This is a genomic window from Shinella sp. 838 (assembly GCF_029623935.1).
Taxonomy (GTDB): Bacteria; Pseudomonadota; Alphaproteobacteria; order Rhizobiales; family Rhizobiaceae; genus Shinella.
In genome coordinates, this window is sequence record NZ_JARSBQ010000002.1 from 578,160 (window position 1) to 592,872 (window position 14,713).

Consider the following 14,713-nt stretch of genomic DNA (forward strand, 5'->3'; position numbering starts at 1 on the left):
CTCAACGCAAAAGGCCCGGAGCGTCAGCTCCGGGCCTTTCCTTTTCGGTCGATCAACCGAATGTCTTACATCTCGTCGTTGGCCGTAACCGTGACGCCGAGAACCTGCGGGATGGTCTGCGGTGCACCCATGGCGGCGCCCATGATCATCGGGAACGGTACCGGCTCCTTCGGCTCGGCGCTGATCGTGATGCTCTTGGGATCGTCGAGATAGGCGTTGGCGGCTTCCGCGATCTGGTTCTGCAGATCCGGCATGTTCAGCTGGGCGAGCATGATCGGGATGAGGCCCTTCAGCGACTGGGCCATCTGGTCGCCGGAAACGCCCTGCTCGCTGCCGGCATAGTCAAGCAGCTTCTTGGTGATCGAGGCGTCTTCGAAGGAGATGGAGGCGCTGTTGAAGGTCAGCTGCTGCACGAGGCCCATCATGGACATGCCCATGGCGGCGTTGGCCTCTTCCTTGTTCGGATTGGCTTCGGCGGCCTTGATGGCCTCCTGCATGCTCTTCAGGAAGTCGAGCGTGTAGCCGGAGAACTCCAGCGCCAGGTTGAGACGGCCGACATCCTTGAAGTCGAAGGCGTATTCGTCGACGGCGAGCTTGCCGCTGGCAAGTTCCCAGCTGCCCGACATCGAGACCTTGCCTTCCAGTGTCTGCATGTTCAGCTTGGCGAGCGTGTCCTTGGCCTTCGGGTCTTCGACCGAGGTGAGGTCGGCCTTCAGGTCCGACAGCGTGGCGTCGAATTCGAGGCCGGCATCGGCGTCCATGCGCTTGATGTTCGCCTCCATGCCGGACATGGAGAAGACTTCCTTGCCCTTGGAGGTGACGGAGACCGGGCCGGCGGTGGCCGATTCGTACATCAGCAGCGATTCCAGCGTGCCGGGAACGACCGTGCCGGGAATGATGACGCCGTTGATGGCGATGTCCTTGGCCGAAACCGTGGCATCCGCTTCGGTGACGTTGATGTCCTGGAACGAAACGGTCTCGACGGTGTAGCCGCCTTCGCCGTCTTCCTCGACGCCATCCATGGTGATGGTGCCGAGCTTGACCGGGGCTTCCGAGCCGGTGGCCTTCAGTTCGGCGCTGTCCAGCGTCACGGTCGAGCCGTCGACGGCGACGTTCGAGGAGCTGATGGTGACGCCGCTCGTGGCATAGGTGGCATTCAGCTTGGCCAGCAGATCCGCGCCATCGAGCGCGAAGGCGGGGCTTGCCAGGGAGGCGAGCGCGGCGCCGGCGAGGAGGGTGCGGAAATGGGAGGTGCGCATCATGTTAGGCTCTCTTTCTGGATTTTTGGACGGCTGCCTTGCCGTTACCGCATCTATACGTGCGGCGCGGCGACTATATTCGGGCCGTTGGAACTTTCCATGGAAATCTCTGCCGCCGGCCGGATTTCCGACTTAGGCTTTACAAAGCGCTATCCACAGGCTGAACGCCCGGTTTCCTTGCCGCGAATCGGCAGGAACGCTAGTCAAGACCCATGGGACAGAACACTTTGCCGCCGGATGGCGGAGACGACAATATCCTGCCGGTCGACCTCAAGGCGGCGCTGGAAGAGCGCTACCTTGCCTATGCGTTGTCGACCATCACGCAGCGCGCGCTGCCGGATGTGCGCGACGGCCTGAAGCCGGTACACCGCCGCATCATCCATGCGATGAGCGAAATGGGCCTCAGGTCCAATTCCTCGTTCAAGAAATGCGCGCGTATCGTCGGCGACGTCATCGGTAAGTTCCACCCGCACGGCGACCAGTCGGTCTATGACGCGCTGGTGCGCCTCGCGCAGGATTTTTCGCAGCGCTACCCGATCGTCGACGGCCAGGGGAATTTCGGCAATATCGACGGCGACAACGCCGCCGCCTACCGATACACAGAAGCGCGTATGACCGAGGTCGCGACGCTGCTGCTCGAAGGCATCGACCAGGACGCCGTCGATTTCCGCAAGACCTACAACGAGGAGGACGAGGAGCCGATCGTCCTGCCGGGCGCCTTCCCGAACCTGCTTGCAAACGGTTCCTCCGGCATCGCCGTCGGCATGGCGACGTCGATCCCTTCGCACAACGTGCATGAACTGTGCGACGCGGCGCTGCATCTCATCCGTCATCCGGATGCCGATGTCGAAAAGCTCACCGAGTTCGTGCTCGGCCCCGATCTCCCGACCGGCGGCATCATCATCGACAGCCGCGAAAGCATCATCGAGGCCTACAAGACGGGACGCGGCGGTTTTCGTGTGCGTTCGAAGTGGGAGACGGAAGATCTCGGCCGCGGCGGCTACCAGATCGTCGTCACCGAAATTCCCTACCAGGTGCAGAAGTCGCGGCTGATCGAGAAGATCGCCGAGCTGCTCATCGCCCGCAAGCTGCCGCTGCTCGAGGATATCAGGGACGAATCGGCCGAAGACGTGCGCATCGTGCTGGTGCCGAAGAGCCGCACCGTCGATCCGACGATCCTGATGGAATCGCTCTTCAAGCTGTCGGAGCTGGAAAACCGCATTCCGCTCAACATGAACGTGCTCTCGATGGGACGCGTGCCGAAGGTCATGGGCCTGAAGGACGTGCTCGTCGAGTGGCTCGCCCATCGGCGCGAGGTGCTCCAGCGCCGTTCGCGCCATCGTCTTGCCGCCATCGACCGCCGCCTCGAAATCCTCGGCGGTTACCTCGTTGCCTATCTCAACCTCGACGAGGTGATCCGCATCATCCGCGAGGAGGACGAGCCGAAGACCTCCCTGATGGAGACCTTCTCGCTCACCGACGTGCAGGCCGAGGCGATCCTCAACATGCGCCTGCGCTCGCTGCGCAAGCTGGAAGAATTCGAGATCCGCACCGAATTCGACACGCTGTCGAAGGAGAAGGCGGAGATCGAGGCGCTGCTTGCCTCCGACGAGAAGCAGTGGCAGACCGTCGCCTGGGAAATCGGCGAGGTCCGCAAGAAATTCGCCAAGGCCACCGAGATCGGCCGCCGCCGCACCCAGTTCGCCAGCGCTCCGGAGGCCGATGTCGAGGCCATCCAGCAGGCGATGATCGAGAAGGAGCCGGTTACGGTCGTCATCTCGGAAAAGGGCTGGATCCGCGCGTTGAAGGGACATATCGCCGATACGTCCGGCCTCCAGTTCAAGGAGGGCGACGCCCTGAAGGTGGCTTTCCCGGCGCAGACGACCGACAAGGTGCTGATCATGACGACGGGCGGCAAGGTCTTCACGCTCGGCGCGGACAAGTTGCCCGGCGGTCGCGGCCATGGCGAGCCCTTGCGCATCATGGTCGACATGGAGAACGACCAGGACGTGCTGACCGCCTTTGTGCATGACGCCTCGCGCAAGGTCATCGTCGCCTCGCAGGCCGGCAACGGTTTTGTCGTCGCCGAAACCGAGATGGTCGCCAACACCCGCAAGGGCAAGCAGGTGATGAATGTGGGCATGCCCGACGAGGCCAAGCTGGTTGTGCCGGTGCGCGGCGATCACGTCGCCGTCGTCGGCGAGAACCGCAAGATGCTGGTCTTCCCGCTGGCGCAGCTTCCCGAGATGTCGCGCGGCAAGGGCGTCCGCCTGCAGCGCTACAAGGACGGCGGCGTGTCGGATCTGCGTTGCTTCGCCATCGCCGACGGCCTCACCTGGGACGACAGCGCCGGCCGCAACTTCGTGCGCAGCAAGGACGAACTCGCCGAGTGGCTCGCCGACCGCGCCGGCGCCGGCCGCACTGTTCCCAAGGGTTTCCCGCGCAGCGGAAAGTTCAGTGGCTGATCAAACGGAATAGGGAAGGCTGACGTCGCGCAGGAAGCGCGTCGCGCCTTCCTCATCGATCTCGCCGGCTGCGACGGCGAGGACGAACGCGATGACATCGGCTTGTGATGTTTCGATCAAGAAACCGTTCAGCATCAGAAATGTGAACGCGGCGAGGAAGCCGGTTCGCTTGTTCCCGTCTGAAAATGGACGGTTTTGTACAATACCGTACAGGTAGGCCGCGGCGAGTTCAAAAACATCGGGCTGACTATAGATGGCCTTGTTGATCGGGCAAGCTAACGCGGCTTCGAGGGCGTTCTCGTCCTTGAGGCCAGCCAGCCCGCCATGCTCGCGAAGCTGCTCATCACGCATGACCTCGACGGTTTGGCGCGAAAGCCATTTGATGTCCCTCATTTGGCGAGTTCGCGCAGGGCGACGCGATATTTCTCCATGCCAAGGCGAGCGGCCTTCAACTGTTCCGCAAGGTCGGTATTTTGCGGGACCAGCTTGATCTTGCCGTCCTCCTCAGAAAGGATCAGTTCATCGCCAGCCTTGACACCCATACGGTCAAGGACGTCTTTCGGGATGATTATGCCCTCGGAATTGCCGATCTTGCGAATAGTGATGTTCATGGTGCACCTTGTTATAACCGAGTTATAACACGGCTCGCCCCTCACTTCAATTTACCCCGCAGACGGAAGCTCAACCGCGGCATCCCTCTCCGCAGCGCGGGCCCTGGAGCGCAGCTGCCACAGCGAGTGGGCGAGCAGTGCGAGGATGAGGATCGAGCCGCCGATCAGGGTTTGCGTGGTGGGGGTTTCGGCAAAGGCGACCCAGACCCAGATGGGGGCGAGCACCGTTTCGACGAGATAGAACATGCCGACTTCCGGGGCGGAAAGGTAGCGCGGGCCGGTTGCAAGACACCAGAAGGCGAGGGGGAGGAGCACGAGGCCGTTGAGGAGGATATAGACCGGCTCGGCGATCGAAAGGCCGCCGGGCGGCAGAAAGAACAGCGCAACGACGCCCGAGAGCACGGCGGCAACGAGCGGAACGAAGCCCATGTCGGCCTTGCTCCTGCGGCTGAGTGTCAAGGAGGTCGCCAGCACCAGCGCCGAGCAGAGGGCCATGGCGTCGCCGAAGAGGTTTCCGCTCGAAAGCCCGTCATGCACGATCAAAAGCACGCCCGCGACCATGGCGGCCATGGTGAGCAGCGTGGCGTTGCTCGGGCGCTCGCCGAGGAAGATCCAGGAGAGGATGGCGGCGAACATCGACGTGAAGGCGAGGATGAAGACGACATTGGCCGTCGTCGTGTTGAACACCGCCAGCATGAAGGTCAGCCCGTTGATGCCGTAGCACAGGCCGATCAGCAGGCCGATGCGCCCGGGAACGAGCACCGTCCTGCGGCGCAGGACGAAGTTCAGACCGGCCCAGAGCGCGATCGCCACAACAAAAACCGAGATGTTCCGCACGGCGACCATTGACCAGACGTCGCCGCCGGCAGCGCGGATCAGCGGAATGTCGAAGGAGAGGGCGAGGCCGCCGATGGCGGTGATGAGAAGACCCTTGCGGTGAAGGGCGGGATCGCTTGTCGAGGGCACGGCGGAACCGGTTTTGGAAGCTGGAAAGGCGTTGAATACAATGTTTCTGGAGCAGGTCGGGCTCTCGCCGATATGGCTTCAGGTATCGTTGGTCTCGCCGTCATAGCGCTCCCAGCCGCGTGGCATCAGGTGTTCCTGCGGCAGAAACTTCGTCTTGTAGTCCATCTTGCGCGATCCCTTGACCCAGTAGCCGAGATAGACATGCGGCAGGCCGAGCATTCTGGCGCGGCGGATGTGGTCGAGAATCATGAAGGTGCCGAGGGAGCGGTCTGCCACCTCGGGATTGTAGAAGGAATAGACCATGGACAGGCCGTCGCCCATGCGGTCCGTCAGCGCCACGGCGAGCAATTCGCCCTGCGGCCGTTCCTTCAGACCCGAGCCTTCCTCGCGCAGGCGGTATTCGATGATCTTGGTGTGCACATGGGTGTCTTCCACCATCATCGCATAATCGAGCACCGACATGTCGGACATGCCGCCCTTCTGGTGGCGGGCATCGAGATAATGACGGAAGAGGGAGTATTGCTCGCTGGAGGGCTCGGCCGGATATTCGTGCGAAATGAGATCGGCGTTGGCGGCCAGCACCTTGCGCATCGAGCGGCGCGGTTCGAACTCATTGACGAGGATGCGCACGGAAATACAGGCGCGGCAGGTCTCGCAGGCAGGTCTATAGGCGATGTTCTGCGAGCGGCGGAACCCGCCCTGCGTCAGGAGGTCGTTCAGTTCCGGCGCACGCTCGCCCACCAGATGGGTAAACACCTTCCTCTCCATCTCCTGCGGCAGATAGGGACAGGCCGCCGGCGCGGTGAGATAGAATTGCGGAGAGGGTGTTGCCTGCGTATTCATCGGCCGTGGGGCGACTCCGTCGCTGTGTGACACTTCTATGCCAATACCATGGCCTAGTTCAAAAAAAGGTCAACTGGGGCGCGACCCTTCCGGCCGGAATCGACCGGGACAACGGATCGCGCGCGCGGTGAGGGCGCCCCGTCCTCAGTAACGGTCCCGGCGCACCACCACGGTGCCAAGCAGGAGGTCGTGCAACAGGCGGCCACGGTCGGTGAAGAGGCCGACGAGCACGATGAACGGCGTCAGAAGCGCGTTGCCGATCCAGAACAGCACGAGATGCACGATCGCCGTCAGGAAGTCGATTGGGCGCCCATCCACACGGGCAAGTGCGAGGCCCATCACGTTCATGCCGGCGCTCGCCTGGCTCGGGCCGCCCATCGTCAGGCCGAAATAGAGCATGGCGACAATGGCGAAGAGCGCCGGATAGAGGAAGAAGCCCAGGCCGAGTGTCAGGATGCCGAGGAAGAACACGATCACGGCGGCCGGGATCCAGAGCAGGGCGACGATCGCATAGTCGATCAGAAACGCAAAAATCCGGCGCGACAGCACGCCGCGATAGGCCTGCCAGTCCGTCGTCGGAACCCGCGTTTCGTTGAAGTCGGCGCTCATCTCATTGTCTCCCGAATGGAACATGCCTGTTATATGGGGAGGCTCTTGGGGGAAAACAACGGTGATTGGGGTTGGGGGCGTATGCCCTTCATCCGGCCTGCCGGCCACCTTCTGCCCGCAAGCGGGGCGAGGGGGGTATGCCGCGCCGTTTTCCGAACTCTCTGCCGTAGAGTTGGGCACGCCCCTCTCCCCGCTTGCGGGGAGGGAGCTAGGGGGAGGGGCAAATCGGATTTCAGCCCTTGCGGGCGAGATGCCGCGCCACGTCCATCGCAAAGTACGTCAGGATGCCGTCACACCCCGCGCGCTTGAACGCCAGGAGGGTCTCCAGCATCACGCGTTCGCCGTCGATCCAGCCGTTCATCGCGGCGGCCTTGATCTGGCTGTACTCGCCCGAGACCTGATAGGCGAAGACCGGAAGACCGAAGGCCTCCTTCATGCGCCAACAGATATCGAGATAGGGAAGGCCGGGCTTGACCATCAGCATGTCGGCGCCTTCCTCCACGTCGAGCGCCGCATCGCGGATCGCCTCCGTGCCGTTGGCCGGGTCGATATAGTAGGTCTTCTTGTCGCCCTTCAGGAGGCCGCCGGTGCCGATCGCGTCGCGGTACGGGCCGTAGAAGGCGGAAGCGAACTTCGTTGCATAGGACATGACGCCGACATCCTGGTGGCCGGCGGCGTCGAGCGCCTGGCGGATGACGCCGATGCGGCCGTCCATCATTTCCGACGGCGCGATGATGTCGGAGCCCGCATCGGCCTGGATGACCGCGGCGCGCGCCACAAGTTCGACCGTCTCGTCGTTGACGATGACGTCGCCGCGCAGCACGCCGTCATGGCCGTGGCTGGTGAAGGGGTCGAGCGCGACGTCGGTGATGACGCCGATATTGGGCACGGCCTTCTTGATGGCGCGCGTCGCGGCGTTGATGAGGTTGTCGGCCGCAAGGCTGTTCGAGCCGGTCTCGTCGCGCAGGTGCATCTCGATGTTCGGGAAGGTGGCGATGGCGGGAATGCCGAGATCTGCGGCTTCCTTTGCCGCTTCCACCAGCCTGTCGACGCTCATGCGGTTGACGCCGGGCATGGCGGTGACGGGGTCGATGACATTCTCGCCGGGTACCACGAAGACCGGCCAGATGAGGTCGTCGACCGTCAGACGGTTTTCCTGGACCAGCCGGCGCGTCCAGTCGGCCTTCCGGTTGCGCCGCATGCGGCGGTGGCCGGTGATCTCGTCGACGATGTTCCTGCTGCCGGTCATGATGCCATTTCCTTGCGTGGGCCCGTTTTCGCCTCCTTATCATGCTGCATGCGTCAATCAAATCGCCAGCGATACGGGGACGTGCGGCATATGGCCGTGCATGATCGCGGTTACGGGCTTTATGCCGGCCGGCCTTGCCCTTACTGTCCGCGCCATGGTTGCTGATTCTGCAAAGGGCCCGAGGCCCAGCCTGACCGAGACGCTGTTCGCGCTGTTCCTGCGGCTGGTGGCGGTCGGCTCGTTGTGGTTCGCGCTGCAGTACTGGGCGATGCTGACGGGCTTCTCCTTCGGCGGGCAGGGGCGTTTCGACCTGCTGCCGCCGGCCTGGAAGGCGGCCTATACGGCGCTCGCCGTGCTGTTTCCCGTCGCGGCCGTCGGCCTCTGGCTCCTCGTCTCCTGGGGGCCGGTGATCTGGCTCATCGCGGCCGCCACCGAGATCGCCATGCACGAGGTCTATCCCTCGACCTTCGGCGTCAACCGGCTGCTGGTTCTGACCCACGGTGCCATCGCGCTTGTCTTCGTTCTTTTCCGCGTCGCGCTCTTCGTCCAGCGCCGCCGGCAGGCCCGCACGGTAAGAACTGATTCACCCTGAGACAGAGTCGCCTTCCGGTAAGGCGCTGTTAAGGCTGCGGTTTAAGTAGAATTTTAGATGCATTCGTTAGGTTCTCACTCAAGGCGGGAAAACAAACCACACCGCCAAACAAAACAGTGAGGCAGAAACCATGAACACCAAGATGAAGCCGCAGCAGGCCCCCGTCGTCGACCCGCAGGAAGACGCGATCCGCAATCTCTACCTGGAATCCCTCCACCTCGTCGAGCGTCTGCACCGTCGTCTGCTCGACGTCATCAAGGACGAGTTCGACCGCGCCGGCCGCTCGGATGTCAACGCCGTCCAGGCGCTGCTCCTCTTCAACATCGGCAATTCGGAACTGACGGCAGGCGAGCTGCGCAGCCGCGGCTATTATCTCGGCTCGAACGTTTCCTACAACGTCAAGAAGCTGGTCGACCTCGGCTTCATCAATCACCAGCGTTCGCGCATCGATCGTCGCTCCGTCCGTATCAGCCTGACGGAAAGCGGCCAGGAAATCGCCGAGACCGTGGCAAAGCTCTATGAGCGCCATATCGGTTCGATCCAGAAGGTCGGCGGTATCGGCGAAGGCGAGTTCAACCAGATGAACAAGCTGCTCCAGCGCCTCGATCGCTTCTGGAACGACTCGATCCTCTATCGCCTGTAAGTCCGGGCGCCGTTTTCGACCTCCTCCATAAAAGCCGGCCGCGTCCCCTGCGCGTCCGGCTTTTCACGTTTTCGTGCGGGGGGTTAGGGTGACGTGTGCCTGCCGAGACACGAATTGGCCATATTGCTGTGACACCCGGAAACTGGGCTAAGGTATGCGCGGGCGGCAGGGCCGGTTTGCGTTTGTTAACCCTGTTCGTGATAGCTGCATCGGGTATGGACCCTTGAGGTCACCGTGCCGCGTGCACCTCGCCGCCTTCAGCGGCGCTCAGGAGATGGTAGGATAAATGTCTCGCAAAACCGGATTTGATGTGTTCTCGCGCCGCGCATTCCTGCGCTCTGCCGCAACCTTCGGCGCCGCCGCCGTGGCCGGTCAGGCGCTCGCCCAGACAGCGCTCGACGACATCCTCAATGCTCCGCGCCGCGGCAACTGGGACGACCAGTTTGACGCAGAGGCATCGCGCACCGCGACCGCCGTCGTCTCCAACAATCCGATCTTCGGCTCCGGCACCACGGGCTATCTCCAGCAGGCGATCGTCGATTACCAGAACATCGTCTCGAACGGCGGCTGGCCGACGGTCAACACGCAGCAGAAGATGGAGATGGGCGTCGCCGATCCCGCCGTGCAGCAGTTGCGTCAGCGCCTGATCATCTCCGGCGACCTGCCGCGTTCCGCCGGCACGAACGGTGCATTCGATTCCTATGTGGACGGCGCCGTCAAGCGCTTCCAGGCGCGCCATGGCCTGCCGGCCGACGGTGCCGTCGGCGAGTACACGCTGAAGGCACTGAATGTCCCGGCCGTCACGCGCCTCGGCCAGCTTCAGACCAACCTCGTGCGCCTGCAGGCCATGTCGGGCGACCTCGGCCGCCGCTATGTCATGGTCAATATCCCGGCCGCCTATATCGAGGCTGTCGAAAACGGCCGCGTTGCCTCGCGCCACACCGCCATCGTCGGCAAGATCGACCGCCAGTCGCCGGTGCTGAACTCCAAGATCTATGAAGTGATCCTCAACCCCTACTGGACCGCGCCGCGCTCGATCATCCAGAAGGATATCATGCCGCTGATGCGCAAGGATCCGACGTACCTCTCGCGCAACTCGATCCGCCTCTTCGACGGCAATGGCGGCGAAGTCTCGCCGGAAACGGTCGACTGGAACGCCGAGAAGGCGCCGAACCTGATGTTCCGTCAGGACCCGGGCAAGATCAACGCGATGTCCTCGACGAAGATCAATTTCCACAACGAGCATCAGGTCTACATGCACGACACGCCGCAGCAGGGGCTGTTCAACAAGCTGATGCGCTTCGAATCGTCGGGCTGCGTGCGCGTGCAGAACGTGCGTGACCTTTCTGTCTGGCTGCTCAAGGATACGCCCGGCTGGTCGCGCTCGCAGATGGAGGCGACGATCAAGAGCGGCGTCAACACGCCGATCAAGCTGGCGGAAGAAGTGCCTGTCTTCTTCACCTACATCACCGCCTGGTCGGCCAAGGACCGTGTCGTGCAGTTCCGCGACGACATCTACCAGAAGGACGGCGCCACCGAGCTTGCCCTCCAGACCAACTACAACCAGGAAGGCGGCCAGGCCGTCGACAGCGACCTTCTGCCGCAATAAGGCAATTTGTCTGACTTTTGCGAGGCCCCGTTTCCCTTTGGAATGCGGGGCCTTTCTGTTTTGCGGCTTTTTGCGTCTGTCGTTTTTATCGCAGAACACGCGCGGAAATGGCGCAAACCGTGGAGCGGATATTGCCCTTGCCATGCGAGGACGTTAAACACCGTGCCACCCACCCTTAAGGAGCCTCGAGGATGAGCAATTCTTCCGCTACCGACGTTTTCTTCACGCGTTCCCTTGCCGACACCGACCCGGAGATTTTCGGCTCGATCCAGAAGGAACTCGGTCGCCAGCGCCATGAGATCGAACTGATCGCCTCGGAAAACATCGTTTCGCGCGCCGTGCTCGAAGCCCAGGGCTCGATCATGACGAACAAGTATGCCGAAGGCTATCCGGGCAAGCGCTACTACGGTGGCTGCCAGTTCGTCGACATTGCCGAAGAACTCGCCATCGAGCGCGCGAAGAAACTGTTCGGCGTCGACTTCGCCAACGTGCAGCCGAATTCCGGTTCGCAGATGAACCAGGCCGTCTTCCTCGCGCTGCTCCAGCCGGGCGACACCTTCATGGGCCTCGACCTCAACTCGGGCGGCCACCTGACGCACGGCTCGCCGGTCAACATGTCCGGCAAGTGGTTCAACGTCGTCTCCTACGGCGTGCGTGAAGAAGACCACCTGCTCGACATGGACGACGTCGCCGAAAAGGCCCGCGCCAACAAGCCGAAGCTGATCATTGCCGGCGGTACCGCCTATTCCCGCATCTGGGACTGGAAGCGCTTCCGCGAGATTGCCGATGAAGTCGGCGCCTATCTCATGGTCGACATGGCGCACATTGCCGGCCTCGTTGCCGGCGGCCAGCACCCGTCGCCGTTCCCGCATTGCCATGTTGCCACGACCACCACGCACAAGTCGCTGCGCGGCCCGCGCGGCGGCATCGTGCTTACCAATGACGAGACGATCGCCAAGAAGGTCAACTCGGCGGTCTTCCCGGGCCTGCAGGGCGGTCCGCTGATGCACATCATCGCCGCCAAGGCGGTCGCCTTCGGCGAGGCGCTGCAGCCGGAGTTCAAGGACTATGCCGCGCAGATCGTCAAGAACGCCAAGGCGCTTGCCGAGACGCTGAAGGCCGGCGGCCTCGATATCGTCTCGGGCGGCACCGACAACCATCTGATGCTGGTCGACCTGCGCAAGAAGAACGCCACCGGCAAGCGTGCGGAAGCCGCTCTCGGCCGCGCCTATGTCACCTGCAACAAGAACGGCATCCCGTTCGACCCCGAAAAGCCGTTCGTCACCTCGGGCGTCCGCCTCGGTACCCCGGCAGGCACGACCCGCGGCTTCAAGGAAGCCGAGTTCAAGGAAATCGGCAACCTGATCGTCGAGGTTCTCGACGGCCTGAAGATCGCCAATTCCGACGAGGGCAATGCGGCTGTCGAAGCTGGCGTTCGGGAGAAGGTCGTCGCGCTGACGGACCGCTTCCCGATGTACTCGTATATGTAAGACAGCAGTACCAGGAAAAGTGCCGCGCGGTTTTCCGTCCGGAACCGCGTAAAGCAAGGAGACTTCATGCGCTGCCCCTATTGCGGTTCGGAAGATTCGCAGGTGAAGGATTCCCGTCCTGCAGAGGACGGGGCCGCCATTCGCCGCCGGCGCATCTGCCCGGATTGCGGTGGCCGGTTCACGACCTTCGAACGGGTGCAGCTGCGTGAGCTGATGGTCGCCAAGAAGACGGGCCGCAAGGCCCCCTTCGACCGCGACAAGCTCCTTCGCTCCTTCGAGATCGCGCTTCGCAAGCGACCCGTCGACCGGGACCGCATCGAACGCGCGGTCTCGGGCATCGTCCGCCGGCTTGAAAGTTCCGGCGAGACGGAAATATCTTCCGAGGAAATCGGCCTCCAGGTGCTGGAGGCGCTGAAGGCGCTCGATGACGTCGGCTTCGTGCGCTACGCCTCGGTCTACCGTGATTTCTCCCATGTCGATGATTTCGAGAAGATCCTTTCCGAAGTCGCCGCCAAGATCGCCCGGGATCCGGGCGCCGACGGCTAGATGTCCGGCGCGGCGACAGACGACGCACGCTTCATGGCAGCGGCCATCCGCCTCTGCCGCCGTCATCTCGGCCTGACTGCCACAAACCCCTCCGTTGCCTGCCTGATCGTCAAGCACGGTGTGGTCCTCGCCGCCGCCGTGACCGCGCGCGGCGGGCGGCCGCATGCCGAAACGCAGGCGCTCGCCGAGGCGGGGGAAGCCGCGCGCGGCGCGACGGCCTATGTCACGCTCGAACCGTGCTCGCACCACGGCAAGACGCCGCCCTGCGCCGATGCGCTGATCGCCGCTGGCATCGCCCGCGTCGTGGTCTCGGTGACGGATCCGGACGAGCGCGTGGCGGGCAGGGGGCTTTCGATGCTGCGCGATGCCGGCATCGTGGTCGAGACGGGCGTTCTGGAAGCGGAAGGCCGCGCGGCGCTCGCTGCCTATCTCACACGCCAGATGAAGAAGCGCCCCTATGTGACTCTCAAGCTTGCCGTTTCCGCCGATGGCATGCTTGGCCGCCTCGGTGCGGGGCAGGTGGCGATCACGGGGCCGGTTTCGCGCGGGCAGGTGCATGGTCTGCGTGCCGAGACAGATGCGATCCTCATTGGCATCGGCACGGCGCTGGCCGATGATCCGGAGCTGACCTGCCGTCTTCCGGGGCTCGAAGCCCGCTCGCCCGTGCGCATCGTGCTCGATCCTCGGCTGGAACTGTCGCCGGCCTCGAAGCTGGCGCGGACGGCGAAGGATGTGCCTGTTATCGTTGTGACGACCAAGGGGACGGAGATACCCCCCTCTGGCCTGCCGGCCGACGACGCGCGCGCCGGCGCCCTCGAAGCCGCGGGCGTCGAAATCCTGACCTGCGACCCGCGCCGGCTCGACGATCTCCTGACGGCGCTCGCCACCCGCGGCGTCTCCTCGCTGCTCGTCGAAGGCGGCGCGCGCACGGCGCAATCCTTCATCGAAGCCGGCCTCGTCGATCGCATCCTGCTGTTTGCGGGCACCGGTACCATTGGCAAAGACGGGGTCGCATCCCCATGTGTGTCCGGGCGCATGCCGGATGGCTTTTCGCTCCGGAACACGGCGCGCCTCGGCGCGGACAGTTTGCACGAATACGAAAGAGACGATTGATGTTTACCGGCATTGTCACTGACATCGGAACGGTCGAGAAGGTCGAGCCCATGAACGAGGGCGTACGCCTGCGCGTGCGCACGGCCTACGACCCGGCCACCATCGACATGGGGGCCTCCATCGCCCATTCCGGCACCTGCCTCACCGTCACGGCGCTGCCCGAAGAGGGCTCGAACGCCCGTTGGTTCGAGGTTGAAGCCTGGGAAGAGGCGCTGCGGCTGACGACCATCGCCGGCTGGACGGCCGGCACCCGCATCAACCTCGAACGCTCGTTGAAGATCGGCGACGAGCTCGGCGGCCACATCGTTTCCGGCCATGTCGACGGCAAGGCCGAGATCCTCTCCGTCGAGGCCGAGGGCGACGCGACGCGTTTCCGCATCCGCGCGCCCGCGGGGCTGGAGCGCTTCGTGGCGCCAAAAGGATCGGTCGCGCTCGACGGCACATCCCTCACCGTCAACGCCGTCGATGGCGCCGTCTTCGACGTGCTTCTCATCCGCCACACGCTCGACGTCACCACCTGGGGCGAGCGCAAGGCGGGCGACTTCGTCAACTTCGAGGTCGACACCATGGCACGGTATGCGGCGCGGCTTGCCGAGTTTCCCGCCCGCAAGGCGTGACGGCAGCGTGACTTTCGCGGGCACCGTCACGGATCGGCACAAACCGGCGTGACGGCCAGCCTGCAAGGTAACGATATCGATACTTCTTGCTCCCTAGTGTG

15 protein-coding genes are annotated in these 14,713 nt (G+C 63.5%); 8 read left to right on the top strand and 7 right to left on the bottom strand.

Annotated features, from left to right (window positions below):
• Window positions 1–65 precede the first annotated feature (65 nt).
• On the bottom strand, window positions 66–1,262 hold the full coding sequence (locus P9A16_RS10460; RefSeq protein ID WP_023512798.1) for a hypothetical protein: 1,197 nt from the start codon (window positions 1,260–1,262) through the stop codon (window positions 66–68).
• Window positions 1,263–1,471: 209 nt separating this feature from the next.
• On the opposite strand from P9A16_RS10460, the gene parC reads away from it, so the two are divergent.
• Window positions 1,472–3,724 (top strand): DNA topoisomerase IV subunit A, encoded by a 2,253-nt coding sequence (parC, locus tag P9A16_RS10465; RefSeq protein WP_023512799.1) that lies wholly within the window; start codon window positions 1,472–1,474, stop codon window positions 3,722–3,724.
• On the opposite strand, the gene P9A16_RS10470 is transcribed toward parC, so the two are convergent.
• From P9A16_RS10470 to hemB, 6 genes are all read right to left on the bottom strand, one after another.
• Window positions 3,725–4,117 (bottom strand): type II toxin-antitoxin system death-on-curing family toxin, encoded by a 393-nt coding sequence (locus P9A16_RS10470; protein WP_024270877.1) that lies wholly within the window; start codon window positions 4,115–4,117, stop codon window positions 3,725–3,727.
• Complete coding sequence (locus P9A16_RS10475; protein WP_024270876.1) at window positions 4,114–4,335, bottom strand: AbrB/MazE/SpoVT family DNA-binding domain-containing protein; 222 nt, start codon at window positions 4,333–4,335, stop codon at window positions 4,114–4,116. The genes P9A16_RS10470 and P9A16_RS10475 overlap by 4 nt, the downstream gene beginning before the upstream one ends.
• A 51-nt stretch (window positions 4,336–4,386) precedes the next feature.
• A complete protein-coding gene (locus P9A16_RS10480; RefSeq protein WP_023516920.1) occupies window positions 4,387–5,301 on the bottom strand; it encodes a DMT family transporter in 915 nt (304 codons plus the stop codon).
• Window positions 5,302–5,379: 78 nt separating this feature from the next.
• Window positions 5,380–6,144 (bottom strand): arginyltransferase, encoded by a 765-nt coding sequence (locus tag P9A16_RS10485; protein WP_023516919.1) that lies wholly within the window; start codon window positions 6,142–6,144, stop codon window positions 5,380–5,382.
• Between the two features lie 144 nt (window positions 6,145–6,288).
• Window positions 6,289–6,753, bottom strand: coding sequence for an RDD family protein (locus P9A16_RS10490; protein WP_023516918.1), 465 nt, complete (start codon window positions 6,751–6,753; stop codon window positions 6,289–6,291).
• Window positions 6,754–6,985: 232 nt separating this feature from the next.
• Window positions 6,986–8,002, bottom strand: coding sequence for a porphobilinogen synthase (hemB, locus tag P9A16_RS10495; RefSeq protein ID WP_023513588.1), 1,017 nt, complete (start codon window positions 8,000–8,002; stop codon window positions 6,986–6,988).
• A 154-nt stretch (window positions 8,003–8,156) separates the two neighbouring features.
• On the opposite strand from hemB, the gene P9A16_RS10500 reads away from it, so the two are divergent.
• The 7 genes from P9A16_RS10500 to P9A16_RS10530 all read left to right on the top strand — a co-directional run bounded on the left by P9A16_RS10500 (window position 8,157) and on the right by P9A16_RS10530 (window position 14,612).
• A complete protein-coding gene (locus P9A16_RS10500; RefSeq protein ID WP_037407643.1) occupies window positions 8,157–8,594 on the top strand; it encodes a DUF6163 family protein in 438 nt (145 codons plus the stop codon).
• Window positions 8,595–8,724: 130 nt separating this feature from the next.
• Window positions 8,725–9,237: a transcriptional regulator LdtR gene (gene ldtR, locus P9A16_RS10505; protein WP_024270688.1), complete on the top strand. Its 513-nt coding sequence runs from the start codon at window positions 8,725–8,727 to the stop codon at window positions 9,235–9,237.
• A 286-nt stretch (window positions 9,238–9,523) separates the two neighbouring features.
• Window positions 9,524–10,846 (top strand): L,D-transpeptidase family protein, encoded by a 1,323-nt coding sequence (locus P9A16_RS10510; protein ID WP_023515612.1) that lies wholly within the window; start codon window positions 9,524–9,526, stop codon window positions 10,844–10,846.
• Between the two features lie 191 nt (window positions 10,847–11,037).
• Entirely contained in the window at window positions 11,038–12,336 is a 1,299-nt protein-coding gene (glyA, locus tag P9A16_RS10515) for a serine hydroxymethyltransferase (RefSeq protein WP_023515611.1), read from the top strand.
• Between the two features lie 66 nt (window positions 12,337–12,402).
• Complete coding sequence (nrdR, locus tag P9A16_RS10520; protein WP_023515610.1) at window positions 12,403–12,882, top strand: transcriptional regulator NrdR; 480 nt, start codon at window positions 12,403–12,405, stop codon at window positions 12,880–12,882.
• Entirely contained in the window at window positions 12,883–13,995 is a 1,113-nt protein-coding gene (gene ribD, locus P9A16_RS10525) for a bifunctional diaminohydroxyphosphoribosylaminopyrimidine deaminase/5-amino-6-(5-phosphoribosylamino)uracil reductase RibD (protein WP_024270687.1), read from the top strand. It begins immediately after the preceding gene.
• A complete protein-coding gene (locus tag P9A16_RS10530; protein WP_023513383.1) occupies window positions 13,995–14,612 on the top strand; it encodes a riboflavin synthase in 618 nt (205 codons plus the stop codon). Before ribD ends, P9A16_RS10530 begins: the two co-directional genes overlap by 1 nt.
• Window positions 14,613–14,713 lie beyond the last annotated feature (101 nt).

Bases quoted from the DNA above. Each gene is read 5' to 3' on its own strand.
- P9A16_RS10460 (WP_023512798.1), bottom strand. From the start codon at position 1,262: ATGATGCGCACCTCCCATTTCCGCACCCTCCTCGCCGGCGCCGCGCTC.
- parC (WP_023512799.1), top strand. From the start codon at position 1,472: ATGGGACAGAACACTTTGCCGCCGGATGGCGGAGACGACAATATCCTG.
- P9A16_RS10470 (WP_024270877.1), bottom strand. From the start codon at position 4,117: ATGAGGGACATCAAATGGCTTTCGCGCCAAACCGTCGAGGTCATGCGT.
- P9A16_RS10475 (WP_024270876.1), bottom strand. From the start codon at position 4,335: ATGAACATCACTATTCGCAAGATCGGCAATTCCGAGGGCATAATCATC.
- P9A16_RS10485 (WP_023516919.1), bottom strand. From the start codon at position 6,144: ATGAATACGCAGGCAACACCCTCTCCGCAATTCTATCTCACCGCGCCG.
- P9A16_RS10490 (WP_023516918.1), bottom strand. From the start codon at position 6,753: ATGAGCGCCGACTTCAACGAAACGCGGGTTCCGACGACGGACTGGCAG.
- hemB (WP_023513588.1), bottom strand. From the start codon at position 8,002: ATGACCGGCAGCAGGAACATCGTCGACGAGATCACCGGCCACCGCCGC.
- P9A16_RS10500 (WP_037407643.1), top strand. From the start codon at position 8,157: ATGGTTGCTGATTCTGCAAAGGGCCCGAGGCCCAGCCTGACCGAGACG.
- ldtR (WP_024270688.1), top strand. From the start codon at position 8,725: ATGAACACCAAGATGAAGCCGCAGCAGGCCCCCGTCGTCGACCCGCAG.
- P9A16_RS10510 (WP_023515612.1), top strand. From the start codon at position 9,524: ATGTCTCGCAAAACCGGATTTGATGTGTTCTCGCGCCGCGCATTCCTG.
- glyA (WP_023515611.1), top strand. From the start codon at position 11,038: ATGAGCAATTCTTCCGCTACCGACGTTTTCTTCACGCGTTCCCTTGCC.
- nrdR (WP_023515610.1), top strand. From the start codon at position 12,403: ATGCGCTGCCCCTATTGCGGTTCGGAAGATTCGCAGGTGAAGGATTCC.
- ribD (WP_024270687.1), top strand. From the start codon at position 12,883: ATGTCCGGCGCGGCGACAGACGACGCACGCTTCATGGCAGCGGCCATC.
- P9A16_RS10530 (WP_023513383.1), top strand. From the start codon at position 13,995: ATGTTTACCGGCATTGTCACTGACATCGGAACGGTCGAGAAGGTCGAG.